Raw genomic sequence first — 22,895 nt, 5'->3', positions numbered from 1 at the left:
AACATCAGGTAATCAAAATGTTAGACAAGCTCTTAGGCGGCGCGCAAAGGCTGAGCCTTTGGACGACTTGGCTGGGTGGTACACTGATCGTGTTTTCGGCCTTCCTCATCACTCTCGAAGTTTTTCTGCGTAAAGTTTTCAACATCTCTCTGGGCGGGGCGGACGAAATCTCGGGCTATGCCTTCGGTGTGGCAACCGCTTTGGCGCTGTCATTTGCGCTGTTTGAACGCGCACATATCCGAGTTGACGCCCTGCTTGGAACAATTCCCAAAGCGCTGCACCCATTTATCAACCTGTTTGGCTTGGTGCTTTTGACGGGATTTGCCTTGGTCATCGTTGTGATGGTGTGCGGAATGGTGGCCGATACGCTGGCTAACGGTTCCCGATCAATTACGCCGATGCGCGTTCCGCTGGCCATTCCCCAGATACCGTGGCTCTTGGGTTGGATGTTCTTTGTAGGCTCGGGCGTTCTGATCGCTCTGGCCGCGATCCGGCAGTACTTCCGCGGCGATCTGGCCGCAGTGCAGGACCTGATCGGCGTGAAATCCCTAGACGAACAAATAGAAGACGAGACGGTATAGACCAATGCTGATCAAGACACTCCTGATCCTTCTTGCTCTCATCGGTTTGGCCGTTCCTATTGCCGCTTCGTTGGGTTGGCTGGGCCTGATCCTGCAATGGACCGATAGCCCGATGCCGCTGCACCGCGCGATATCGGACATGGCATGGCAGACCAGCACGGATTTTCTGCTGGTGGCTATCCCGATGTTCGTAATGATGGGAGAAATCCTTTTGCGTGCTGGTATCACCGAACGGATGTACGACGGTATCGTGAAATGGCTTGGTTGGTTGCCAGGTGGGCTGATGCATTCCAATATCGGATCCTCGGCGCTGTTTGCGGCAACGTCTGGGTCATCCGTGGCCACAGCAGCAACCATCGGAACGGTGGCCGTGCCGCAGATCAAAAAGCGGGGTTACAACGAACGCTTGTTTCTTGGCACAGTGGCTGCCGGAGGAACGCTCGGCATTCTGATCCCGCCGTCGATCAACCTGATCCTGTATGGTTTGTTGACCAATACGTCGGTGCCGGAACTGTATCTGGCGGGCTTTCTGCCCGGATTTCTGCTGGCACTGTTATTCATGGCGACCGTCGTTGCGGCCTGCATGATCAAGCCGGAATGGGGCGGGGACCAATTACGCCATAGCTGGGCAGAGCGGCTTGCTGCGCTTCCTGCACTGATCCCGCCACTTGGCATCTTCATGGTAGTCGTCGGCTCCATTTATGCGGGACTGGCCACTCCGACCGAAGCCGCAGCTTTGGGGGTTGTCGCCTCGATGGCGCTTGCGGCGTTCAACGGCAAGATGTCGATGGAAACCATGCGTCACGCAATCGAAGGCACGATGCGCACGACCGCCATGATCATGCTGATCATCATCGCTGCGGTGTTTTTGAACTTTGTCCTTTCAATCATTGGACTGACCCAATCATTGACCGATTTCGTCACTGGCCTGGGATGGAGCCCCATGCAAACCATGCTGATGATCGTCGCGGTGCTGATCCTGATCGGCTGCTTTATGGAGACGCTTTCCATGCTGTTGACTATGGCACCGCTGGTCACTCCGATTGTTGTGGCGCTTGGCTTTGATCCGGTGTGGTTTGGCATCTTGTTGATGGTACTTTTGGAAACCGCTCTGATCACGCCGCCCATTGGGATCAACCTGTATGTGGTGCAAGGGATCAGGAAAGCAGGACCGATGATGGATGTGATCCGCGGCGCATTGCCATTTGTTGTCACCATGTTCGTCATGCTCGGGCTTCTTTTGGTCTTCCCTAAGCTCGCAACCTGGTTGCCTTCTCTGGTGTACTAAACCGTCAAGGCGCCTTTTCCCCTTCATGAAATTCAATGCCGGTTTGTCCGGCAAACAGAGGAGTTATGTCCATGTGGCAGTTTTGGGTTGATCGAGGTGGCACATTCACCGACATCGTAGCACGCAAGCCGGATGGGAGTTTGCTGACACATAAATTGCTGTCCGAAAATCCCGAACGCTATGCTGACGCTGCCGTACAAGGTGTTCGTGAATTGCTGGGTCTGGAAAGCGATCAGGACATCCCAAAAGGGTCAATTCGTGCGGTAAAGATGGGAACCACAGTTGCGACCAACGCGCTGCTGGAACGCAATGGCGACCGAACCATCCTGTTCATAACGAAGGGGCTGCGTGATCTTTTGCGGATCGGTTATCAGAACCGTCCGCGCCTGTTCGATCTGAACATCCAACTGCCCGAGCTTTTGTACGAAGACGTTGTCGAAGTCGAAGAACGCGTCGCGGTGGATGGCGAGATCGTAACACAGCTGGACGTCGATAAAACGAAATCCGCGCTTGAAAAGGCATATTCGCGTGGCTTCCGTTCCGTTGCTGTCGCGCTTATGCATAGCTTCCAGCATCCCAATCATGAAAAACAGATCGGTGCGTTGGCACGTGCCGTTGGGTTCTCGCAAATCTCGCTCAGCCACGAAGTCAGCCCGTTGATCAAACTGGTGGGCCGCGGAGACACGGCGGTTGTAGACGCATACCTGTCTCCCATTCTTCGTCGATATGTAGAGCAGGTAGCGACAGCCCTAGGTGCGGATGAGGGCGGGTGTGATCAGTTGATGTTCATGCAGTCTAACGGCGGGTTGACAGACGCGGATCTGTTTCAGGGTCGTGACGCAATTTTGTCCGGCCCGGCTGGCGGTGTGGTCGGAATGGTGCGCACCGCTGCAGATCATGGCTTTGATAAGCTGATAGGTTTCGACATGGGCGGTACGTCTACGGACGTGTGTCACTATGCTGGCGAATATGAACGATCCTTTGAAACCGAAGTTGCCGGCGTTCGGATGCGCGCTCCGATGATGTCGATCCATACGGTCGCTGCAGGTGGCGGATCTATCCTCTCCTTTCGCGATGGCAGGATGCAGGTTGGGCCGGAAAGCGCAGGAGCCAACCCCGGACCTGCTGCCTATAGACGTGGTGGCCCGCTGACCGTCACCGACTGCAATGTTTTGCTTGGCAAATTGCAGCCCGAGCATTTTCCTTCGGTTTTCGGCCATGAAGGCAACGAACCGTTGGATAAGGAAATTGTGCGCAGAAAATTTGAAGCTCTGGCGGCTGAAATGGGCACGGATAAATCAGTTGAGGAACTTGCCCAGGGCTTCTTGCGGATCGCTGTCGAGAACATGGCGAACGCGATCAAGAAAATCAGTGTGCAACGCGGTTACGACGTCACCAAATACACTATGAATTGCTTTGGCGGCGCTGGGGGACAGCACGCCTGTCTGGTCGCCGACGCGTTGGGGATGGAACGGATATTCATTCACCCGTATGCAGGCGTTTTGTCAGCCTTTGGTATGGGTTTGGCGGACATCACGGCGATCCGGGAACATCAGTTCCAGTCCTCTATTCTGGATCCAGAGGCACAGAACATCTGCGATGTTCTGGCGAAGTCCGCCAGGGCTGAGGTTGCGGCGCAGGGCGTGGCAGAGGTAGATATCTCGATCTCAGCAACTGCCCATATCCGTCCCGCGGACGCTCAGCAAAGTCTGTCGGTGCCATTTTCCGACCCGATTTCGATGCGCGACGCATTTGTCGTGTCGCACAAGCAGCGCTTTGGATTCGCGCCGGATACCAGCGATCTGATCATCGAAATGCTGGTGACAGAGGCTATTGGAAAGACGGGTGAGCAGGTCACTTTGCCCGATAGTGACGCAACTAATGCCGCTCGGATTCCGGTGACGCTTTATTGCAGCGGGCACCACCAACAGGTTCCCCTTGTTGATCGGACGCAGCTTGGCATTGGTCAATCGATCAAAGGCCCGGCGATCTTGACCGAACCAACTGGAACAAATGTCGTTGAAGACGGTTGGACCGCCACCTGTCTGAGCGGTGGCAACCTGGTCCTGACGCGTGAAACACCGCTGCAGCGGGTTGAAGCAGTCGGCACAAATGTCGATCCGGTTATGCTGGAAGTGTTTAACAACCTTTTCATGTCTATAGCCGAACAGATGGGGGCAACGCTCGCGAATACGGCGTATTCAGTGAATATCAAAGAACGGTACGACTTTTCTTGCGCGATATTTGACCAAAACGGTGATCTGGTTGCCAACGCACCGCATGTGCCCGTGCACTTGGGCTCGATGTCGGAAAGTGTTCGTACGATCCTATGTCAAAACAAGGGCAAAATCCGTCCTGGCGATGTTTTCATGATGAACAACCCCTATAATGGCGGCACCCACCTTCCCGACGTTACCGTCATAACCCCGGTTTTTGACGAAGCAGGTGGTAATATTGTGTTCACCGTCGCCTCGCGCGGCCATCACGCTGATATCGGAGGTAAAACTCCTGGGTCGGCTCCACCCGATAGTCGCCACATAGAAGAAGAAGGCGTGTTGATCGACAATTTCTTGCTGGTCGATCAGGGTGAGTTGCAAGCCGATGCGGCGCGCGATCTGTTGGCGTCGGGGCGTTACCCATGTCGCAATGTCGATCAGAACATGGCGGATCTTGCTGCACAGATTGCGGCGAATGAAACCGGAGCAGCTGAACTGCGCAAAATATCGGAACAGTTTGGTCTGCCGACGGTCCACGCTTACATGAGGCATGTGCAGGACAACGCTGAGGAAAGCGTGCGACAGGTTCTCGACGTCTTGCGAGATTGCAGCTTTTCCTACCCATTGGACGGAGGAGCAAAAATCGAAGTTGCAATCTCGGTAGACAAGGCATCCCGAACCGCCACCATCGATTTTTCGGGCACATCCGGTCAATCGCCGCTCAACTACAATGCACCACTGGCGATTTGCCGTGCCGTTGTCTTGTACGTGTTCCGAACGTTGGTCGGCAGCGATATCCCGATGAACGAAGGCTGTATGAAACCTCTGAATCTGATTGTTCCAGCGGGAACGATGATCAATCCCAACGCGCCTGCGGCTGTCATTTCCGGCAATACGGAAGTCTCGCAAGCCATTGCGGACACCCTTTATGGTGCACTTGGGGTTGTTGCAGGCAGCCAGGGCACGATGAACAACTTTGTCTACGGCAATGCCACCTATCAAAATTACGAAACCATCTGCGGAGGGACCGGAGCTGGCAAGGGCTTTGACGGTACCAGCGCAGTACACAGCCACATGACAAACACCCGCATGACGGACCCGGAAGTACTGGAAAGCCGGTTCCCGGTACGGTTGGAGGAATTTTCGATCCGCTCTGGTTCGGGCGGGAACGGTGCGTTCCAGGGTGGCGATGGTATCCGCAGGCGGTTGCGGTTCTTGGAAGAAACAACCGTGACCGTCCTTTCGTCCCACCGGGATACCCATCCACACGGTACCTCTGGCGGCGCCCCGGGTGCGACGGGACAGAACGCAATTGTCCGTAGCAGTGGGTTGGTCCAAGAGCTTGGCGGTAACGACCAATCAGTTCTGTTTCCGGGCGATGTTTTCGTAATGGAGACGCCAGGTGGAGGTGGGTTCGGCCAACCAGACAAAATGGTATGATATGGAGATACACGATGAACCAAGCATTGTTGTGGAAAAAGAGCGCTCTTGACTTGCTCGGGATGTGGCGAAAACGCTTTTTTTTTGACAGGAAATACGGCTGAGGTCAGCTTCGTCCAAAGACGCTGGCCTACTGCCAATCGGTTATTGCTTGTGTTATGAACGACCACTTTGGGGATCGGTTTAGAAGCGTCGAATTGGTGTTTGAAAGGCCGCTCTGGGCCGCCCATCTAGACGACCCAGAGAAGTTAGATTTCAATGGCTTCAGCAATGGCAAGGGCATCCTCTAGTTCAACACCAAGATACCTGACCGTGCTGTCCATCTTTGTGTGTCCCAACAGAAGTTGAACAGCGCGAAGGGTGCCAGTCTTCTTGTAAATCTGGGTAACTTTCGTGCGGCGCATTGAATGGGTGCCGTATGCACTGGTTTCCAGTCCGATCGACGTAACCCAGTCCCGAACAATCCGTGCATACCGGCGGATCGATATATGAAGGCGCTCATGAATACGACCTGGCCAAAGATACTCTGATCCGACCATCAATTCGTCTTCCATCCATTTCTCGACGGACGCGCGGGTGCCTTCCGATATCTCAAACCGGACTGGCTTCTGCGTCTTGCTCTGCAGCACTGAGGCGCGTTCCTTGATCTGGCTAGACGCCATAACATCCACAACTTTCATCTTCACAAGGTCGCACCCGCGTAGCTTGCTGTCGATTGCCATATTGAACAGAGCTAAATCACGATGGTTCTTCGCCAATTCAAGCCGCACCCGGATTGCCAAGACGTGCTTTGGCTTCAGCGGTCGTTTCTGGCCAACGATGCGACCTTTATTCCAGGCTGGGCGAAGCGCGCGAATGGCCGGTAAGTTTGGTGTTTCCATGACTGATCCTCTAATCCGCCATGCCCTCCCAAAGCGACAACCCGACGTTGACACGGACGCCATACCACAGGATACCGCATCGCCTCCGATGAGAGCATTGAGCCCACTTTGACCGATGCCGCGCGATGCCCCAATTCCAGCGATGCGCAGAAACCAGACTTTGCAAAGTCCGGCGTGCGGCCCATAGCAGAAAGTGAACCCCGCTTCGAACAACGACGGCTTTGAAACATACCAATTTGCAAGGAGAAGTAGTCTCGATCCTCACTCTGCCACAAGCGCAACAATAGCTTCTTGAGGCTGGGAATGCTGGTTGTTTGCCTCAAGCGGTTGGTCAAGCTTTCCACGATGCACCAAGGCGAACATTGGCGGAATGAAATAAAACGATACGACAGTCGACAACAGCACGCCCCCGGCGATTGCAACGGCGAATGGCGGCCAAAATGCTCCTCCTGCTATGATCAGGGGTAGGAAGCCGCCAAAGGTTGTGATCGTTGTCGAGATGATGTGCCGACTTGAACCAGTCACAACGCGCGCCATGGCCGCTCGGTCGCCTTGGCTTGCGTCAACGTCTTGTTGCAAACCGGTTAGAATTATGATCGCCGCGTTGATCGAGACTCCGATCGAGCCGATGACACCGATAATCGCCGTTATTCCGAACGGGAATTGCATAACGGCCAGCGACAGCATTGAAAGGCCTGCAGACAACACGCACACGACCAAGGTCACGAGCGTCAGCCGGAACGAGTTAAAGGTGAGAACGATGGTCGCAATGGAGAGTGTGACAATCAATCCAACAGAGGCAAGCAGATTGCCCACGGTGTTGGTTCGGGCATCACTGTCGCCACCTAAGGACATCGAATAGCCTTGCGGTAACTCAAACCCGGACGCATTAAGCGCTTCTAGTACGTCTTGCAACGCCTCTTCGGGTAAAACACCGGGGACGATAAACGCTTGGATAGTGTTTTCGCGCACGCCATCCGTTCGGGTTATGACGCTTTCCGCTGGTTCGATCACCGGCCTGGCTAGTTCCGACAACGGCACAGCAGGGAAAACACTTGTGGCGGATACGGCGGCAGCATTGGGCAGCAGGATGGGCATACTGACAATGGCGCTTAGGTCTGATCGCACCTCGTCACCCAGTCGAACACGCACCGGCAACTGTTCGGTCCCTTCGATCAGTGATCCACCGGTAATGCCAACAAGCGCCGTGTCTAGCTGACCAGCTATATCCGCCACATCCAGTCCCAGCAGACGCGCCTTGACCTCATCAATCTCGAACCGGATTTGAGGGTTGCCGCCGTTCACGCTGGCGCGCGCCTGGGTTACCAGATCGAGATTGGCCATGACTGAACGCACCTCGTCGCCCAGATCACGCAAAACCGTGATGTCCTGCCCCTGAATTTTGACTTCAACCGGTGCGGCGACCGGAGGGCCCTGAACAAGACTGCGAACGATGATCTGCGCATCAGGAAAGTCGGTATCCAGACGACTCTGCAACGTTCCAACAAGGCGGGCGGCGTCGTCTGCCGTGCCGGTCGTGATCATAGCTTGTGCAAACCCAGGCTCTCGTGAGCGGTTTCCAACGATGTTGTAGTAGAATGCCGGGCCGGACTCTCCGATGGTCCAGTAGACACTTTTGACGCCGTCGTCAGCCAGCAGCATTTCATCAATTTGGCGGGCGGTTGCTTCGGTGGTGGCAATTGACGTTCCACCCGGCATGTCGACTTCGATATAGAATTGGTTGCGGTCGACGCCCGGGAAGAATTGCGCGGTCAGCGTTGGAAAGGCCGCAAAGCCAAGCACCGGCAAGATCAATGCCAACGCGATAGATCGCACCGGATTGGTGACTGACAATCGAATTGAGGCCTCGAACATACGGGCAAGTGGCGGGATGCTGATACCGCGGCTCAGCATTCCTGCGTCTGGGCGATCGGACAGTAGCCAGCCCGCAATCGCCGGAGTCACAGTCAAGGCCACAACCAGGGACCAAATAAGCATCAGCACCACGGCGATAGCGATGGCACCGACAAAGTCGCCGGCGGGTCCCGGCAGCAAGATCATCGGCGTGAAGGCAAGCGCCGTAGTGACGGTCGACGCCAGCAAAGGCGCGGCCAACCGGCGAACAGCATCTCGCACGGCTGAAAGTCGCTCCATCCCATCCTGCAGACGACGTCGAATTTCATCGGTCATCACGATGGCTGCGTCAACAAGCAGACCGAGGGCAACGATCAGACCCGTCACGGACATCTGGTGAATGGGCAAACCGATCATGTTCATCGTCGCCAGGGTTGCCAATGAGACAACCGGCAAAACCAAAGCCACAATCGCGGCTGCCCGAACACCTAACGTAACAAACAAAACTGCCACAACCAGAGCCACGCCAATGGCCATGTTGACCCCAACCTCTGACAAACGATCCGTCGTGTACTGGCTTTGATCAAACAGCAGTATTTCCTGCATGCCCAAAGGTACCGCTGCGGCGCCGGCCTCAAGCTCATCCCGTAGAAAGCCTGTCCAGCGGTCGATCTGCACGCCGTCCTGCGCCAGAATTCCGACCAAAACGGAGGGCATCCCGTTGGCAAAAGCGATTGAGGACTGCGGTTCGCGTGCGCCCCGGTCTACGCTGGCAATATCGCCGAGCTGCACCACTGCACCGTCCGCGTTTTCACGCAGGACGATGCTCCGAATGCGATCCAGACTCTCAATTTCTCCGCTGACGCCAATGGTCAGGTCGACATCGGATTGCAGCCGCCCAGACTGAACCTTCCCATCTGCTTCGGCGATCCGCTGGGAAATCTCGGCAGCGCCAAGCCCGAGCGCAGCGGCCTTGCCCATATCGACACTTACGAGCACCTCTTCCTCTGGCTGACCGAAATAGTCGACGGCTCGTGTCGCAGGTATCGCGCGCAATCTGTCACCCAATGCTTCGGCATGACGAGACAGCAAAGTTATCGGGAAGTCGGGGTCCTCGGCCGCAACTGCAATGACAGCAGAATAGGCAGCAATACCCTCGGCATCGAATTCCGGTGGCAATACTCCTGCCGGGAAGTTCTGGCGTGCATCTTCCACGGCGTCCCGAGCCTCGGCCCAAGCCTGCTCAATGGTGGCTTCGTCTAATGTTTCCAGCAATTCAACAGAAACGACCGACACGCCCGAGCGGGAGACAGAACTGATCTCATCCACCTCGGCGATCTTTCGCAGTTCTTCTTCGATTTCTGCGGTAACCAGCGCTTCAACCCGTTCGGGGTCTGCGCCAGGAAACTGCGTGGTTATGGTTGCGAAGAGGTTGGTGATCGTGGGGTCTTCCTGTCGCCCAAGCGATAGGAACGAAGACAGCCCTGCAGACACAAGCACCAAAATGATGAGGGCAACCAGCCGGGGATGGCGAAAGGTAAGGGTTTCCATCAGATCGCTCCGTTACTCGCCAGTGTCGAAGGCGACGCGCTGACCAACGCTCACCCGCTGCGGACCCTGATCGATCAGGACGGTGCCTTCCGGAAACGCGCCACGCACAAAGACGCGGTCGTCTTCGGCATGCAGTACTTCGACCGTCGCTAGGCGCACAGTCTTTTGCGCGTCGGCAACCAGCAGTGTCCATTGCCCGCGCGTTCCTTCCTTTAGCGATGTTGTGGGCACCCAGGTTCCCGCACTTTGTACAGGATCGAGTACATGCACACGTGCGGTTTGTCCGAAAGCAACGTCGGGAGCGTTTTTCAGATCGAACAGCGCAGTGCGGGTTCGGGTCACCGGGTCAATATCGGGCCGCAAGGTTGCAAGCTCGGCCCGATAGCTTTGACCTGTTATTTCGATCTCAACATCAGTCAGAAGCGCCGGATCAACATCGAGAGGAATACCGATCCGAACCTGCGGCGACACGACCTCGACCATTCCCAGAACCAGCTCGCCCGAGCGCAGAGTTTCGCCACCGTCCACGTGTCGCGCGGTTATTTGACCGGCAAATGGGGCCTCGATGCTGGATTTCTCAATCCGAACGGTAACATCGCGCAGGGCCGCATCCAACTCGCCAATTCTGGATAACAATTCATCTTGCTGAGAAACGGCTTCGTCCAAACGGGCTTGACTGGTAAAGCCTTGTTCAATGAGTTTCGCGTTTCGCTCGACCGTCTTTCTTGCAAATGCAAGCTGGGCTGCAATGGCATCGCGTGATGCTGTCAGACGGTCGCGTTCGACCTCCAGCAGTGCAATGTCCAGTGTCGCAAGAAGTTGACCTTTGGCAACCTTGTCACCCTCATCCACCAGAATTTGATCGAGCGTCCCGTTCAGCTCGAAAGAGATATCTGCCGAACGCTGAGGTTCGACCTGCCCGATGAACACACGGTCGACCGTGTAAGCGCTCTCGGACGTTATCGGCGTCACGGATACCGGGGTCACAGCGGCGGCATCCGGTGCGGGCACCGCCTCCGCTCTACGGGTGAGCTCGGATGCGCCAAAGTGAACGGCGGCCGCTGCAACGGCTATAAAACTGACGGTCACTCCCAAACGCACAGCGCCGCGTAACACACGTGCAAATAGGCTCGGTTTGGTCGCTTCAGTAGATGAATTGGCAGGATTCGGCATTTGGGGACCTCATCAAGTTAGCATCTCTAACATATGTTAGAAGTTCTTACTTTGACAAGAGATACGTGATCTGGCACATGTTGGATCATGAGCAGCATCGAAAAAAATCATTCGACTAGCAGACAAACGGCTGGTCCTTCAGTCAGCAAGAAAGCCTATCATCACGGTGATCTCCGCGCTGCACTGATCGAAGCAACCCGACAGTTGGTAGAAGAAAAAGGTCCGGACAGTTTTTCCGTATCCGAGGCGTGCAGACGCGCGGGCGTATCGACTGCGGCACCTTACAAGCACTTCAAAGACAAGACAGAAATGCTGGTCGCCACTGTCCTTGAGGGAATGGATCGGCACCGAGACAAAATGCTTACTGCGCTGGAAGGCGTTCCTGAAGGATCTCCCGAGCGCATTACTGCCATAGGGATGGAGTATATTGCCTTTGCGTTAAATGAGCCCGGGATCTTCAGACTGAAATTTGGCGGCTTCACAGACCGCATCGCGGATCCCCGGCTGGAGGAAGGCGGCCAGCAAAGTTTCGGGATTCTTTTGACTGAAGTAGCAAAATGTCTCGGTGAACCGGGAATCACAGACGAAGTTCGCCGCCGTGGTTTTTTGTTGTGGAGTTTCGTGCACGGGCTGTCCTTCATTTTGCATGACAAAGGGCTTGCAGAGAAAGGTGAAGAATTCGATCTTCATACCCTTCTTGAGGACGTTTCGGAAAGAATGCTGAGTTGAGCGTTCTCACACTAAAACGAATTCAACCAAGCACTCATAGCAGACGATCTAAGCCGCTGTCACGCCTGCGCCAAAACGATTGCTCAGGTTCACATAGAAGACATTTTTTGGAAAGCGCCGCCAAAGTCGGCTATCCAGAATCGCAAGGTCTCGTCGTGAATGTCGGCTTCGGGTTGAGCCAGTATTACAAGTTAGGGTGTACGGCAGAAGCTTTGTTCCAAAGCCTCCGTTTCGCAACCCGGAGTTATGCAATCGCATTCGTTAGCTGGGAATGTCCGCTGGCGCAAGGATCGTCATTCCCACTCGGTCCGCTACGGCCATGATCGCCGGAATATCTGGCGGTCCATCTGGCGCCGGAATATCTGTCGTACCCTCAGGCATTGTTTCACCAGCTTCAGTAAAGAATGTGTCATGCATAGCGCCGGGGGCGTTGATGCAAAGTAGCCGCCCAGGCCGTTCCCCAGTACATGTAAAGGCGTGCACTGCGCCGTCCGGGACTTTGACGAAATCACCACCTTTTGCGTTGACTGTCTCACCATTCACGAAGAACTCGAACTCACCGTCTAGCACATAGAAGCTCTCATCTTCGCCTGCATGATGATTGGGCGGCGCACCGGCACCAGGAGCCGTCTTTATCTCAACGATTGTGCAACGATTTCCAGTCTCACTGGGAAAGGCGTGGAAGGTCAAAAGGTTCCCAAGAAGATGGTAAACTCGCGGGCGAGGTTCAGTCATAACTGCGACTCCCTTTACTTGAAACACACTCGGCTTATGATACATAAATCTACTTATGAGACAAGTGTTTCGCAAAGGGCTTGGGATTGGCACCTCGTACAAATCAAATCAACCGAACGCGAGAAGCACTTCTTTCGGCCGCTCGAGAATTGATGTCGGAGGGAAAGGAAGTCACGCTAGCAAAAGTCGCTGAACGCGCCAAAACCAGCCGTGCGACGGTCTATCGCTACTTTTCTGACCCAAGTGTCTTGGCTTTGGATGCGACGCTCGATCTTGAAGTCACTCCAACGTCAGAACTTCTCGAGGGGCTGGATGACGTTAGCAGCCGTGTACATGTCGTTGCGCGTTACTATCTGGATTTTTCTCGGGTTCATGAGGCGCACTTCCGGCAGTTTTTAGCTGAATCACTCAAGGCATCTCTTGAGAATGGAACTGTCAAAATGCGTGGCGCCAGAAGAGTGGCGGCTTTTTCGGAAGCACTTGCGCCAGTTCACCCATTGATGGAGCCGAAGGAAATTGACGACCTGGCGAAGCGATTGGCCATGACGACCGGCATGGAACAACTTGTCATTCTTGAAGACATTTTGCGTGTGGACGAAGCAACTGGCTACCAACTTCAGGAAGGGTTGGTCGACGCTCTGTTGGATCGATATTTGCCAAAAAACTGACGATGGCCGAATTACAGAAATGCGCAGTAAGCAGACTTTGCAAAGTCTAGCTTGAGCCCAAAACGGACGAGCACTGAATTAAACGAAATTGGCTTTCGCCGCTTTCAGAAAAAAGGGTTATGAGTTTCCTTCTTTAATTCGAAGTATCCCAAATCATACCTAGGTAGGAGGAGTTACCATGAAGACAGCGGTTGTGACCGGCGCCGCGGGAGGGATGGGACAGGCCATCTGTCGCCAATTGCAGACAAAGGGGTTGCATGTGATTGGTCTGGACCTCAAAGAAGAGCGCCTGAACGAACTGGCATCAGGATTTAGTTCGGACTTCACACCTATTTACGTTGACTTAACTGATCCTTTGGCCGTGGCTCAAACGTTTGAGCGCATTAGGACAGCCCATGACGGTCTGGATGCTTTGGTAAACAACGCTGGCACCTGCTTTATGTCTGACTTCCCGCACATTCCGCCCGAGGAACTCGAAAAGCAGATGGCAATCAACTTTAATTCTGCATTCCATTGTTGCCAGCAAGCGGTCCAATTGATGTTAGAACGCGAAGGCATCAAAAAGATTGTAAATATCTCATCGAACGGTGCTTACAATTTCGATGTGTTCGACCCTCCGCACTACCGCGCGTCAAAAGCAGCGATGGATACCCTTACAAAAGACCTCGCCCGTCGATACGCACAGGATAAAATCTGTGTAAATTCTCTGGCACTTGCCATGACTGAGACACCGTTGTTCAATGTCTTGACCGAGGAAGTCTTGAAGAAAGCCGTTAGTGCCATGCCACATGGTCATGCGATGCTACCTGAGCAAATCGCCTCTTGGGTTGGTTTTCTCATTTCACCGGCAGGGGATGTTTCCAGTGGGAATGTGATTATTCTGAACCAAGGGCGCGACGTCAGATAATTCTTTGGTGTGACATCACTTTCCGGAAAAATGGTCCAAGGGGTGAGATCAGCTGTAGACTTCTGGTGCTTTCTTCAGAACAGGCCACTGCTTTGGACAATGCCCATAGACTACAAAGGCATCTCGCTCGGATGCCAGACGCATCAACCTGTCAGCGCTGGCAATTGCTGCATCTTCGTCCCAAGACCCGGCAAACTTCTCGTCGATTTCTGCTGGTCGGGAAATCGCATCACTGGTCAATAAAATCGCCCCCGACGGAAGATCGACCATTACCGCGATCTGGCCAGGAGCATGACCGGGTGCCATCAAAACGAAGATACCCGGCCCAATCACTACGTCGTCATCAATAACCAGGTAATCCTGATCGGGCCATTCCATCGGCCGCATATCGCCCCAATACAAGGGGCGAGGTAAGGCTCGCTCGGCAGAGGAGATGAGAATGGGACTGTTTGGAAAGTCGCCCAATGCACCGATATGGTCGATATGGGAGTGCGTACAAATCTGTAATGTAATGTCTGACGGAATAAGCCCGAGTTTTGCCAGCTGTGCGCGTGGCAGATTATCTGGTTCGCACTTCAGAACCTCGCCAAACTCGAACAATCGATCTTCTTTGACCGCGGCGTCGGTATCAATGGCGTATTTTTCAGGAAATCCAGTGTCGATGAGTATTGCTTCTCCCAAATCTGTTCGGATCAGAAACCCGCAGATACCTATGATGCGGCCAGTGGAATGGACCTTGAACAGCCCGTAGTCCAAAACCACAAGGTCAATCGGTCGCCCTTTGACAAATCCCTCTGCTTGCACAGACTCTCTCCCTGATTGACTACAAAGATTTTGAGTAGAGCATGAAAGTCAAGATACACACACTTTTTCAATACCTACTGGATACCACGGAAGCGGATCCAGAAGCTTTCGTTGGGTTTTCCTTGTGCGAGTCGCCGCGCTTGGGTGCGTTCATGGATGCGCTGGATCCAGCGCTGCCGTTGGATTGGAACCAAAAGAGCTTTCGGGGTCTGCCCGCTTTACGACGGCATGTTTTGGACCGCGCCGGCTTGTCTGATGTTTGCAAGCCAGACGACGTTCTGATCACCGCCGGCGCCGCGGAAGCCAATTATCTTGCATTCATGCAATTGGTCCAACCGGGCGACGAAGTCGTAACGGAACGCCCGGGCTGGCCACAAGCGGGCGTATTGGCAGAGGCAGTTGGCGCGACGCTAAAAGTTGTCGACCGCGAAGAGAGGGCTGGTTGGGTATTGCCGCTCGACAAAGTTGAGGCCGCAGTAACAGCGCGCACGCGGCTCATCTTTATGACCAACCCCAATAACCCCACCCGGGCAGTTGATGACACAAGCAGAGCTGGAAAGGCTTGTCCAAATCGCAGATCGCGTAGGTGCATGGCTGGTTGTTGACGAGGTTTACGCGGAATTGGAGTGGGACGGGTCCCGTGCCCCTTCGATTGCTGGTTTGTATCCAAGGGGTATCACGACGGGCAGCGTTTCCAAGGCACTGGCGCTCCAAGGGGTACGCACCGGCTGGATGATATGCCGTGATTCAGATCTCATTTGGGGCGCTATTATTCTGCGGGAAAACTCGAGCGAAATTATGAATATTCTTGGCGAAGTCATCGCCGAAATCGCCTTGAGGTCTGACCGATATAATCAGGCTTTGAAAACTGCACGGGCAGCTGGAATGAAAACGCTGGAACGCCTGGATAGGTTTGTTGCCGATCAGCCCAACCTCGATTGGGTCAAACCTCAGGCTGGATTAATTGGTTTGGCACGGCTCGATGGGATTGATGGCGACGTGTTCGCCAAACGCTTGCTCGCCGATCCCTATCGAACATTTCTACTACCGGGTTCGTCTTACGGGATGCAGAACCACATCCGACTGGGTGTGGGGGGAGGTGCTGCTGCCAACCTCGACCTTGGCCTAGAGCGCATGGGCGAACTATTGGCAAACTGGTAGATTTAGGACACTCATTTCGAAGGTTTGGGCTGCAAAGTCGGTCAAATAACGTTGCCCGTCCCAAACTGACACTAAGCCCAATTTTGGTGCAAGTTCACCTGCCATACGCTGAAAGCTCTACCGCTAGAATAACACTGTCGGCGCGCTAGTTCGAAGATGGAACAACTGATTCATAACCAAGGTTCGAAATGACAGGTTGGACAACTGAAAACGTCCAAGACTATCCGCGACCACCTGCGCTGCGGGCAGTGCCGCATCGAGTGCGGATCGAGCTCGGCGGTCAAACAATCGTGGAAACCGATCAGGCGTTTCAGGTTCTCGAAACCCACCACGCCCCCACGTATTATATTCCGCCGCAAGACACTGATGCCGTTCTGACAAAGGCCTCGGGTAGATCATTCTGCGAGTGGAAGGGTGTTGCGAGCTACTGGGACGTTCAGAACGGGGCAGCTGCGGCTAAGAAAGCTGCGTGGAGTTATGCTGCACCAACCATCAAATTTGAACGGATTAAGGGCTATCTCGCCTTTTATGCCGGACATATGGACGCTTGTTTTGTTGGTGAGTACCGGGTGATCCCGCAACCCGGGGACTTCTATGGAGGTTGGGTCACCGAAAACTTGAAGGGTCGCATAAAAGGCGCTCCGGGCACGGAATTCTGGTGAGTATTGATGACCGACCCTAAATCCTCACCAACCCCTTTGGCAGTTCCTACAAGCCGTTTGGTCCGTGTTGCCGGTTTAAGCAGCATGACGGCAGGCATTGCGGGGAACATGGCAGCACGCGCCCTAAGAGAGATCGGTCGTGGCGCGCGACCCGATATGCGTGGTTTGTTGATGACACCCGGCAACGTGACACGAGTCGCGGATCAACTCGCTCGCATGCGAGGCGCCGCGATGAAGGTGGGTCAGTTGATTTCGATGGATGCAGGTGAGGTCTTGCCGCCTGAACTGGCTGACATCATGGCGCGTTTACGAGATCAGGCGCATTTCATGCCACCGAAACAATTGCGTGACGTCCTGAACCGAGCTTGGGGTGCAGATTGGCGAAAATCCTTCAAAGATTTTAACGTTAGGCCCATAGCGGCAGCGAGCATTGGGCAAGTACATCGTGCGACATTGAAAGACGGGCGCGACGTGGCGATCAAAGTGCAATATCCCGGTATCGCGCGCAGTATCGACAGCGACGTGGCCAACGTTGCCACTCTGGTTCGCATGTCAGGTCTGCTTCCCCAAAGCTTTGATCTGGCTCCGTATATCCAAGAGGCGCGCAGTCAATTACATGAAGAAACGGACTATGAACGCGAGGGGCAATATCTGCGCTGTTTTGCTGACCTATTGCAGGGCGATGAAGCGATTAAAATCCCAGAGTTCTATGCAGATTGGAGCACGCCAGAAGTTCTGACGATGTCCTTTCTGGAAGGTCGCCCTATCGAGGCCGTGAGTGATGCGACAAGCGAGGAACGCAATCGAGTCTCAGAGGCCTTGGTCAATCTCACGCTGCGCGAGGTTTTTGAGTTCGGTATGATGCAGAGCGATCCAAACTTTGCCAATTACCGATACAACCCATCCAATGGAAAAATCGGTCTCTTGGATTTTGGCGCGGCACGCGCACTGCAACCATCTGCAATAGATGGATACGTGGATCTGTTGCGCGCCGGTTTGCTTGAAGACGGCGCGGCGCTTCGAAAGGCTGCCGTACAACTGAAGCTTATTGAAGGTGATGGCCCATTTGACGACCGGATCCTCGGAATGATCCGCGGCGTTTTCGAAGCAATTCAATCTGCGAATGAATTTGATTTCTCCGACCGAACGCTTTCCCACCGCCTGAACAATGAGAGTATGGCCCTGGTCGAGGTCGGCTATATCCCACCCCAGGTGCCGATGGACGTTCTTTACCTTCAGCGAAAGATTGGAGGAATGTTTCTGTTGGCTACTCGATTGAATGCCTCGCTGCCCGTGGGGTTGCTGCTTGAAAAGTACGTCATCTGAAATAGCCCAATTCACTCAAAACCAACAAGCCGAACAACTACAAACCTGCGTCACTGATCAGCGTGACCAACCCAAGACGAAGTGTGAATACGGCGCGAATGTTGCCAAACGCGGATTCGAGAACGTCTTTGAAGAGCCAAGGCCGCGTCCACAGCGAAGTGGAGAGGTGGTTGAAACAAAGATCCAATATCTGTGGCCATACGTACAGTACTTGAAGAACGGAGGTATCGTGCAAGTCGTTTGGTTCAAACGGGATTTACGGGTAAATGATCATCCGGCACTTTCGCAAGCGTCTGAGGTCGGGCCAGTTCTGCCACTCTATGTTGTTGAACCGGAGCTTTGGCAGCAACCCGACGCGTCAACACGGCAGTGGAACTTTGCTGCTGAGACAATCGCCGGACTTCGAAAAGACCTTGGGGAACTTGGCCAGCCTCTTGTTGTGCGCACCGGGCAGATTGTGTCGGCCCTATCCGAGTTGAAGGATTGTGGTCTAGTCGACGTACTTTGGTCACACGAGGAAACAGGGAACAATTGGACGTATCATCGGGACCTTCAGGTCACGGCTTGGTGCAAGGATCATGGTGTGCATTGGCACGAAGTGCAAAACCACGGCGTTTTTCGCAGGCTCAAGTCTCGCGATGGCTGGGCGGAACAGTGGGACAGTTTTATGGGATTGCCCGTTTCGTCACCAGTTGCGCTTAAACCAATCGACATAGAACTAGGGTATATTCCCACGGCGCGCGACCTCGGCTTACGGGATGATCTGTGCGTTGGTCGTCAAGCCGGTGGACGAGCTGCGGGTTTGGAGCGGCTGAACAGCTTTCTGACCTACCGAGGCAAAAGATACCAACGCGAGATGTCCAGCCCTTTGGAGGGAGCCGTTGCGTGTTCGCGACTGTCGCCCCACCTGGCTTGGGGCGCGCTTTCGATGCGCGAGGTTACACAAGCGACTGAAAAGCAAAGACGCAGATTGCCGCCGCAAGCAATGGACTGGCGCAAATCGCTACGATCGTTTTCAGGCCGATTGCATTGGCATTGCCATTTCATTCAGAAACTTGAGGATGAACCTCGAATTGAGTTTGAAAATCTGCACAGGCTATACGACGGGCTTCGACCAAAAGCACCAGATGGCGCGCTCTTGGCCGCATGGTCCAAAGGCGAAACGGGATATCCGTTTTTGGACGCATGCATTCGGTCATTGCAAGCGACGGGGTGGCTCAACTTTCGGATGCGCGCAATGGTGATGGCCACGGCGAGTTATCATCTCTGGCTGGATTGGCGGGCCTCGGGTGAGCATTTGGCGCGCATGTTTACTGACTACGAGCCGGGCATTCACTGGAACCAGGTGCAGATGCAATCAGGCACGACCGGCATCAATACTGTGCGCATCTATAATCCGGTTAAGCAGGGCTATGATCAGGATCCAGAAGGGGTGTTCATTCGGACATGGTTGCCGGAACTGGCCCATATTTCGGATCGGTACATCCACGAACCCTGGAAAGCCCAAGATGGGAAACAAATCATCGGAGTGCATTATCCGGAGCGTGTTTTTGACCATCTCGCAGCAGCCAAAGCCGCGCGCGAGCGGGTTTGGGGTGTCCGCCGAAGTGCGGAGTTTCGCTCTGAAGCGCAAGCCATTGCGACAAAACACGCGAGCCGAAAGACAAGGCGGACTGTTCGCAAAGTCGCGCGGTCGTCTCAAGATCAAGAGCAACTCAAACTGCCTTTGGGGGATCAGTGATGAAAATGCAGAAGAAAGCCGATTTACCCCAGAAAATCTGCCCGGTCTGCCAGCGCCCTTTCACCTGGCGCAAGAAATGGGAAAACACTTGGGATCAAGTGAAATACTGCTCGAAAAAGTGCAGGTCGGCCGCATGACCGAGATTTTTCCAGAACTTGCGGACGTGAAAGAGACAATCAGTTTCAAACCCACACGAACCAATGGTCTTACAAGGCGGAAGCAGTTCGTGGGACGCACCGGTCGGCATTATGCAAGTACGCGGAACTACGATTTTGGGACCGAGCAACGCAGCAATGTATCGGGTTTGTCACCTTGGCTGCGCCACCGTTTGATAACGGAGAATGAGGTTTTGGCAGCGGTATTAGCGTCGCATAGTTCCAACGCGGCAGAGAAGTTCGTGCAAGAAGTGTTTTGGCGCACTTACTTCAAGGGTTGGCTGGAACAAAGGCCCAGCGTCTGGGCACTTTATCAGCGGGATTTGTTGAGCGCTTTTGAGCGACTAAAAGATGATGTGGGCTTGGAGACCCGTTTCAACGGGGCAGTGAACGGCAACACCGGCATCGACTGTTTCGATCATTGGGCGCGGGAATTGGTGACGACTGGCTACCTTCATAACCATGCGCGCATGTGGTTCGCATCAATCTGGATTTTTACACTCCGCCTACCGTGGCAGCTTGGCGCGGATTTCTTTTTGCGGCATTTGCTGGATGGCGATCCCGCGTCAAACACGCTGAGCTGGCGGTGGGTCGGCGGATTGCACACGAAAGGCAAAACCTACCTCGCGCGACCCGATAATATTGCCAAATACACGCAAGGACGGTTTCAACCAAAAGGCCTCGCCAAATTTGCAGAACCGTTGACCGAGCCGGTAGATCACCCGCTCATTCCACTTTCTATCCCGCTCATTCCCGCAGACTGCCCGTATCTGTTGCTGTTGACAGAGGATGATCTGTCAAGTGACTGCTTAGTGCGGACATCGCCTGCTGCCGCGATTGGACTTTTGGCGACGCCTGGTCGGTCTCCAAACCCGATGGGGGACGCCGCAAAGGATTTTGCCAAGGGCGCGATGAACAGCGCCCTGGAACCCTACGGAAAGCTTGCTCAGTCCGCCGAAGACTGGAGTGGTCCGTTGATCAAGGCAGCACGGTATGCTGGTGTCACAACCATTGCAACAGCCTATACGCCTGTTGGTCCCACTCGGTCACGATTGGATCGTGCGGAACCCTTTTTGAGGGACGCAGGCCTATCCTTGAATCGGATTCTTCGGCCTTACGACGCTTTGACATGGCCTCATGCAAGGGCCGGCTTCTTTGGTCTTCGAAAGAAGATCCCATCGCTTTTGAGCCAATTAAACCTGGCCACCCAACCAAGGCCATAGCCGGTGTCCACTGCCGCGCTTCTACTTCCCAACCAATTGTTTGCCCAGCACCCCGGTGTGGCCGCCCGACCCGACGCGGTTGTGCTTTTCGAAGACCCGCTTTTCTTTGGCGATGCGTTTTATCCTGCCACGATGCACAAGCAAAAGCTTTGGCTGCACCGTGCTTCCATGACGCGCTATCGCGATGGCTTGGTCGCAAAGGGATTTGATGCCGCGATTTGGCCCTTTGAGCGGCAGCCGGGCGCATGTCTTCGAATGTTTCAAAGTCTGCGTAATCGCGGTGTCAGCCAAATGATCATGGCTGACCCAGTAGACTTCATCGCAAAAAGACGTTTACGGGCGGCGGCTAGCAGTACCGAAATCACGCTCAATATACAGCCATCGCCTGGCTTTCTGAATACGCGGGACCACAATCTAGATTGGTTTGCCGGTCGAAAACGATGGCTCATGGCGGATTTCTACAAAAGCCAACGCTGCCGCTTGAACGTGTTGATGGACAGCGGTCAACCGACGGGGGGACAGTGGAGCTTTGACGAGGAAAACCGCAAGAAAGTGCCCAAGGCGCTGTTAGGCAGCCTGCCTTGGATCGATTGGCCTTCCCATGACGCAGTTGATGAAGCCGCAAAAGCAAGCGTTCTTGCTGATTTTCCAGAAGCATTGGGCAGCCTGGATACGTTGTATTATCCGACATCACACAAAGCTGCGTCCGACTGGCTGGCGCAGTTTCTGGAACGGCGATTCGAACGTTTTGGTGACTATGAAGACGCCATTGTTGAGGGCGAAAACTGGCTATGGCATGCCGTTCTCACGCCTGCATTGAACATAGGGTTGTTGACGCCAAAACAAGTTTTGGATGCTGCCCTGGCGCATGCGGATCGCAAGGGCATTCCCTTGAATTCGGTAGAAGGTTTTATCCGCCAGATCATTGGCTGGCGCGAGTTTATGCGCGCGACTTATGAGAGCCTGGGTGTGCCGATGCGTACGACAAATCATTGGGGCCATCACCGCCCAATGCCCCGCGCTTTCTACGACGGAACCACCGGTATTGATCCGCTGGACGACACGATCAAAAGGGTGCTCAAGACAGGGTATTGTCATCATATTGAACGCCTCATGGTTTTGGGCGGATTTATGTTTCTGTGCGAAATTGATCCGGATCATGTCTATCGCTGGTTTATGGAAATGTTCGTCGACAGCTATGATTGGGTGATGGTTCCCAATGCCTACGCGATGAGCCAGCATGCCGATGGCGGGTTGATCACCACCAAACCGTACTTTTCGGGTTCAAACTATGTTCGCAAAATGAGCAATTGGGGCAAAGGGCCCTGGGCCGACATTTGGGACGGGCTTTATTGGCGATTTATCCTGAATCACAGCGATAGACTGGCTGGCAATCCCCGATGGGCGATGATGTGCCGTACGGCTGGGCGAATGTCACCAGAGGTCAAAAGCAAGCATATCACGACGGCGGAATCTTTTTTGCGACAGATGGTATGAGCTGGACTTTATGGCAGCGCATGACTGAGATTGAGCTCACACCATAGATAAGCCTTAGGACTGGCTGACCAAGCATTATGTGGTTGCTTGGTATGTAGAGGATTTGGGTTGAAAACCTGGACCGCCGCGTTCTTCCGTTTTCCGGAGGTTGGTTGCAAGAGGGTGATTACGCCGTGATCCACATTGTGAGCCATGATGGAACGCCAAACCTCGGCTCCGAAGTGAGGCTCAAGCTTGAGCATTTTGCGCTCTCAGCCACGGGGTTGAGCGCATTCGAAGAAAAACTGATCTCGAGTCAGATCC

The 22,895-nt window shown here is 54.3% G+C and carries 19 protein-coding genes; 14 read left to right on the top strand and 5 right to left on the bottom strand.

What is annotated here, in order from left to right; all coding sequences use genetic code 11:
• The first annotated feature begins 17 nt into the window (after positions 1–17).
• The 3 genes from ACR0L9_RS20130 to ACR0L9_RS20120 all read left to right on the top strand — a co-directional run bounded on the left by ACR0L9_RS20130 (position 18) and on the right by ACR0L9_RS20120 (position 5,525).
• The gene (locus ACR0L9_RS20130; protein WP_480896544.1) at positions 18–581 is read left to right on the top strand and encodes a TRAP transporter small permease subunit; all 564 of its coding nucleotides are present in this window, start codon (positions 18–20) and stop codon (positions 579–581) included.
• A gap of 4 nt (positions 582–585) precedes the next feature.
• Positions 586–1,869, top strand: a complete 1,284-nt coding sequence (locus ACR0L9_RS20125) for a TRAP transporter large permease (protein WP_480896543.1) — start codon at positions 586–588, stop codon at positions 1,867–1,869.
• Between the two features lie 71 nt (positions 1,870–1,940).
• Complete coding sequence (locus tag ACR0L9_RS20120; RefSeq protein WP_480896542.1) at positions 1,941–5,525, top strand: hydantoinase B/oxoprolinase family protein; 3,585 nt, start codon at positions 1,941–1,943, stop codon at positions 5,523–5,525.
• Between the two features lie 248 nt (positions 5,526–5,773).
• On the opposite strand, the gene ACR0L9_RS20115 is transcribed toward ACR0L9_RS20120, so the two are convergent.
• The 3 genes from ACR0L9_RS20115 to ACR0L9_RS20105 form a co-directional block, all read right to left on the bottom strand.
• Positions 5,774–6,406, bottom strand: a complete 633-nt coding sequence (locus tag ACR0L9_RS20115; protein WP_480896541.1) for a tyrosine-type recombinase/integrase — start codon at positions 6,404–6,406, stop codon at positions 5,774–5,776.
• Positions 6,407–6,667: 261 nt separating this feature from the next.
• Positions 6,668–9,811: an efflux RND transporter permease subunit gene (locus ACR0L9_RS20110; protein WP_480896540.1), complete on the bottom strand. Its 3,144-nt coding sequence runs from the start codon at positions 9,809–9,811 to the stop codon at positions 6,668–6,670.
• A 12-nt stretch (positions 9,812–9,823) separates the two neighbouring features.
• Positions 9,824–10,900: an efflux RND transporter periplasmic adaptor subunit gene (locus tag ACR0L9_RS20105; protein ID WP_480896539.1), complete on the bottom strand. Its 1,077-nt coding sequence runs from the start codon at positions 10,898–10,900 to the stop codon at positions 9,824–9,826.
• A 171-nt stretch (positions 10,901–11,071) separates the two neighbouring features.
• On the opposite strand from ACR0L9_RS20105, the gene ACR0L9_RS20100 reads away from it, so the two are divergent.
• Positions 11,072–11,713 (top strand): TetR/AcrR family transcriptional regulator, encoded by a 642-nt coding sequence (locus ACR0L9_RS20100; RefSeq protein ID WP_170597208.1) that lies wholly within the window; start codon positions 11,072–11,074, stop codon positions 11,711–11,713.
• Positions 11,714–11,974: 261 nt separating this feature from the next.
• Here the strand turns inward: ACR0L9_RS20100 and ACR0L9_RS20095 are convergent, their stop codons facing one another.
• Positions 11,975–12,448 carry a cupin domain-containing protein gene (locus ACR0L9_RS20095; RefSeq protein ID WP_170512635.1) on the bottom strand — a complete coding sequence of 158 codons (474 nt, stop codon included), beginning with the start codon at positions 12,446–12,448 and terminating at the stop codon, positions 11,975–11,977.
• An 86-nt stretch (positions 12,449–12,534) separates the two neighbouring features.
• Here ACR0L9_RS20095 and ACR0L9_RS20090 point away from each other — a divergent pair, with 86 nt between their 5' ends.
• Both ACR0L9_RS20090 and ACR0L9_RS20085 read left to right on the top strand, forming a co-directional pair.
• Positions 12,535–13,116: a TetR/AcrR family transcriptional regulator gene (locus ACR0L9_RS20090; RefSeq protein ID WP_480896538.1), complete on the top strand. Its 582-nt coding sequence runs from the start codon at positions 12,535–12,537 to the stop codon at positions 13,114–13,116.
• A 178-nt stretch (positions 13,117–13,294) separates the two neighbouring features.
• Positions 13,295–14,023 (top strand): SDR family NAD(P)-dependent oxidoreductase, encoded by a 729-nt coding sequence (locus ACR0L9_RS20085; RefSeq protein WP_480896537.1) that lies wholly within the window; start codon positions 13,295–13,297, stop codon positions 14,021–14,023.
• Between the two features lie 48 nt (positions 14,024–14,071).
• On the opposite strand, the gene ACR0L9_RS20080 is transcribed toward ACR0L9_RS20085, so the two are convergent.
• Positions 14,072–14,827 carry an N-acyl homoserine lactonase family protein gene (locus ACR0L9_RS20080; protein WP_480896536.1) on the bottom strand — a complete coding sequence of 252 codons (756 nt, stop codon included), beginning with the start codon at positions 14,825–14,827 and terminating at the stop codon, positions 14,072–14,074.
• Between the two features lie 41 nt (positions 14,828–14,868).
• Between ACR0L9_RS20080 and ACR0L9_RS20075 the strand changes: the two genes are divergently transcribed.
• From ACR0L9_RS20075 to ACR0L9_RS20040, 8 genes are all read left to right on the top strand, one after another.
• On the top strand, positions 14,869–15,432 hold the full coding sequence (locus ACR0L9_RS20075) for an aminotransferase class I/II-fold pyridoxal phosphate-dependent enzyme (protein ID WP_480896535.1): 564 nt from the start codon (positions 14,869–14,871) through the stop codon (positions 15,430–15,432).
• Complete coding sequence (locus tag ACR0L9_RS20070) at positions 15,365–15,988, top strand: aminotransferase class I/II-fold pyridoxal phosphate-dependent enzyme (protein ID WP_480896534.1); 624 nt, start codon at positions 15,365–15,367, stop codon at positions 15,986–15,988. Before ACR0L9_RS20075 ends, ACR0L9_RS20070 begins: the two co-directional genes overlap by 68 nt.
• 188 nt (positions 15,989–16,176) lie before the next feature.
• Positions 16,177–16,650, top strand: coding sequence for a DUF427 domain-containing protein (locus ACR0L9_RS20065; RefSeq protein WP_480896533.1), 474 nt, complete (start codon positions 16,177–16,179; stop codon positions 16,648–16,650).
• Between the two features lie 6 nt (positions 16,651–16,656).
• Positions 16,657–17,976, top strand: a complete 1,320-nt coding sequence (locus ACR0L9_RS20060) for an ABC1 kinase family protein (protein WP_480896532.1) — start codon at positions 16,657–16,659, stop codon at positions 17,974–17,976.
• Between the two features lie 229 nt (positions 17,977–18,205).
• Positions 18,206–19,717 (top strand): FAD-binding domain-containing protein, encoded by a 1,512-nt coding sequence (locus tag ACR0L9_RS20055; RefSeq protein ID WP_480896531.1) that lies wholly within the window; start codon positions 18,206–18,208, stop codon positions 19,715–19,717.
• Positions 19,717–19,854 carry a DUF2256 domain-containing protein gene (locus ACR0L9_RS20050; RefSeq protein WP_170408453.1) on the top strand — a complete coding sequence of 46 codons (138 nt, stop codon included), beginning with the start codon at positions 19,717–19,719 and terminating at the stop codon, positions 19,852–19,854. The genes ACR0L9_RS20055 and ACR0L9_RS20050 overlap by 1 nt, the downstream gene beginning before the upstream one ends.
• On the top strand, positions 19,851–21,095 hold the full coding sequence (locus tag ACR0L9_RS20045) for an FAD-binding domain-containing protein (protein ID WP_480896530.1): 1,245 nt from the start codon (positions 19,851–19,853) through the stop codon (positions 21,093–21,095). The genes ACR0L9_RS20050 and ACR0L9_RS20045 overlap by 4 nt, the downstream gene beginning before the upstream one ends.
• A gap of 3 nt (positions 21,096–21,098) precedes the next feature.
• Positions 21,099–22,592 carry a cryptochrome/photolyase family protein gene (locus tag ACR0L9_RS20040; RefSeq protein ID WP_480896529.1) on the top strand — a complete coding sequence of 498 codons (1,494 nt, stop codon included), beginning with the start codon at positions 21,099–21,101 and terminating at the stop codon, positions 22,590–22,592.
• Positions 22,593–22,895: the final 303 nt, after the last annotated feature.

The organism is Ruegeria sp. I3 (assembly GCF_056532525.1).
Note: the sequence above shows the minus strand (reverse complement) of the source record. Positions and strands in the feature narration are given on the sequence as shown.

Coding starts and splice junctions, on each gene's coding strand:
- ACR0L9_RS20075 (WP_480896535.1), top strand. CDS start 14,869: ATGAAAGTCAAGATACACACACTTTTTCAATACCTACTGGATACCACG.
- ACR0L9_RS20065 (WP_480896533.1), top strand. CDS start 16,177: ATGACAGGTTGGACAACTGAAAACGTCCAAGACTATCCGCGACCACCT.
- ACR0L9_RS20085 (WP_480896537.1), top strand. CDS start 13,295: ATGAAGACAGCGGTTGTGACCGGCGCCGCGGGAGGGATGGGACAGGCC.
- ACR0L9_RS20045 (WP_480896530.1), top strand. CDS start 19,851: ATGACCGAGATTTTTCCAGAACTTGCGGACGTGAAAGAGACAATCAGT.
- ACR0L9_RS20100 (WP_170597208.1), top strand. CDS start 11,072: ATGAGCAGCATCGAAAAAAATCATTCGACTAGCAGACAAACGGCTGGT.
- ACR0L9_RS20130 (WP_480896544.1), top strand. CDS start 18: ATGTTAGACAAGCTCTTAGGCGGCGCGCAAAGGCTGAGCCTTTGGACG.
- ACR0L9_RS20095 (WP_170512635.1), bottom strand. CDS start 12,448: ATGACTGAACCTCGCCCGCGAGTTTACCATCTTCTTGGGAACCTTTTG.
- ACR0L9_RS20125 (WP_480896543.1), top strand. CDS start 586: ATGCTGATCAAGACACTCCTGATCCTTCTTGCTCTCATCGGTTTGGCC.
- ACR0L9_RS20070 (WP_480896534.1), top strand. CDS start 15,365: ATGACACAAGCAGAGCTGGAAAGGCTTGTCCAAATCGCAGATCGCGTA.
- ACR0L9_RS20110 (WP_480896540.1), bottom strand. CDS start 9,811: ATGGAAACCCTTACCTTTCGCCATCCCCGGCTGGTTGCCCTCATCATT.
- ACR0L9_RS20120 (WP_480896542.1), top strand. CDS start 1,941: ATGTGGCAGTTTTGGGTTGATCGAGGTGGCACATTCACCGACATCGTA.
- ACR0L9_RS20050 (WP_170408453.1), top strand. CDS start 19,717: ATGAAAATGCAGAAGAAAGCCGATTTACCCCAGAAAATCTGCCCGGTC.
- ACR0L9_RS20060 (WP_480896532.1), top strand. CDS start 16,657: ATGACCGACCCTAAATCCTCACCAACCCCTTTGGCAGTTCCTACAAGC.
- ACR0L9_RS20115 (WP_480896541.1), bottom strand. CDS start 6,406: ATGGAAACACCAAACTTACCGGCCATTCGCGCGCTTCGCCCAGCCTGG.